This is a genomic window from Ruegeria sp. 6PALISEP08, from assembly GCF_001238295.1.
GTDB lineage: Bacteria > Pseudomonadota > Alphaproteobacteria > Rhodobacterales > Rhodobacteraceae > Ruegeria.
In genome coordinates this window covers 1-1,893 of sequence record NZ_LGXZ01000033.1, presented here as the reverse complement: position 1 = coordinate 1,893, position 1,893 = coordinate 1, and the positions used below count along the sequence as shown (strand labels likewise).

The following is a 1,893-nucleotide window of genomic DNA, read 5'->3' as shown; positions in this document are numbered from 1 at the left end:
GATCTTCAGATTGGTGTCGGGATCGGACAGCAGCAGGATGTCCTCCAGCGGGTTCCCATCGACCAATAGAAGATCGGCGTATGCACCCTCTTCGACCACACCCAGCGGGCCGTCCTGATAAGGATTGTTCAAACCTGTAAGACGGTTCATGCGCGCGCCGTTTGACGTTGCGATGCGCAAAATGTCGAAGGGTGTGAAATTCGCTTCAAGCAGGTATTTGAACTCGTCGCTCATCTTCTTGTCCTGCTCTAGCGTTTGGTCCCAGTTGTTGATGAGGTCAGTGCCCAGGGTATAGAGGTCGATCATGCCTGGCGTGGTTTGAATTACTTCAATCATGTTGGCCGCGGCATCCCGCACCGTCTTCCACTTCGCAAACGACGCTGGTGTGTAAAATGCTTCGGCCTGTTCGGTGGAGACCGAGTAGACCGGAGCCACGGCGGTCGCAAACATGATCTGTTTTTGAACCATGACCTCGGCCACTTCTGGAGTCAGAAACGGGATGTGTTCGACGGTCTTCGCGCCATTGTCGATACAGTTTCGGATCGCCTGTTCAGTGAACACATGGCAGGTTACATAAGTGCCCCACTGTTCGGCGGTTTTGACTGCCATCTGGATTTCATCGGCTTGGTACTGAAGCGAATGCAGGGGGTCGAACTCGGACGTAACACCGCCGCTGACCATAATTTTGATCTGGGTTGCCCCGCGGCGCAGGTTCTCGCGTACAGCCATCCGGATCTGATCCGGCCCATCGGCTATAAAGCTCATTTCACTTTCGACCCAATGTGATGGTCCTTGCCCAGACAGTGTGGGATGCCGGTCGTTCAGTTTACGGAAGTCCGCGTGCCCGGATGTCTGGGTGATGAAGGCTTCAGAGGAGTAAATGCGCGGCCCGGGAAACATGCCGGAATCTATAATGCGAGCGATGGATTTTGCTGGTCCGCCTAGGTCCCGGACAGTGGTGAACCCATTCATCAGGATGCGCTCGGACCGGATTGTGGCGACGCCGCCAAGATGGAATGGAGTGATGTTCTGGCGCAACCCGTCGCTGAGCGGATTGAAGACCAAGAGATGAACGTGCTGGTCATGCATTCCGGGCATCAGCGTGCGTCCACCACCGTCGATGACTTGCGCATTGGCGACGGCAAGCGGCTCAGTCGAGACCTCGGCGATCAGGTTATCGACGACCAACACGTTTGCGTTCTCGATCCGCGCCTCGTTCACCCCGTCAAAGACATGAACATTTGTAAAAAGGATCGGGACGCTTTCCTCCTGTGAAGCGGCATGAGTTGGAAACAGATGGCTCGCAGCCAGTACTGCGGGCACAAGTATGCGCTTCAGACATCCGTTCATCAGGGCTCCTATCAACAAGAATCGCAAAAGGCACATTTAAGAATCATTATAGAATTCGAATAACTTGATGCCTGACAGATTTCCGATTCGAGAAAAATAGTTTTGGGAAACTGCATGGTTTCATAATTTTTTTGTGGGAATTTCTTACACTCGGGAATATTGCGAGTTTCTGGAGAAGAGATGACAAGAAGACTTGATAATAACACGGATCAGTCGCTGCCACTCGTCAGGGCTTCAGTTGCGGGCCCGGTTGTCGCAGCGCTTCGCAGCGTGGGGGTCGAACCCGCGTTTGTTCTTGATCCTCTGGGTTTGAACGAAGCGCAGGTAATGGACCCGAAGAACTTCCTTCGCCACGATACCGTCTACCAAATCTATCAGGCCGTGGCAGAAGCCACTTCACCGGATTTTTGCGCACGGGTCGGGCAATCCGTCGATCTTGTCAAATTTCTCCCGCTTGGCGATATGCTGGCAGAAGCCCTTACATTGGGAGACTTCTTTACCAGGTTCACACAAGCGGTTTCCAAGGAATCCAATGCCGTTACG

General features: G+C 53.4%; 2 protein-coding genes. One reads left to right on the top strand and one right to left on the bottom strand.

The window, feature by feature from the left end:
* A partial coding sequence (locus ALB80_RS21615; RefSeq protein ID WP_172677937.1) for an amidohydrolase family protein occupies positions 1-1,350 on the bottom strand: 1,350 nt, incomplete at its 3' end.
* Between the two features lie 180 nt (positions 1,351-1,530).
* Between ALB80_RS21615 and ALB80_RS21610 the strand changes: the two genes are divergently transcribed.
* On the top strand, positions 1,531-1,893 hold a 363-nt coding region (locus ALB80_RS21610; protein ID WP_157054309.1), incomplete at its 3' end, for an AraC family transcriptional regulator ligand-binding domain-containing protein.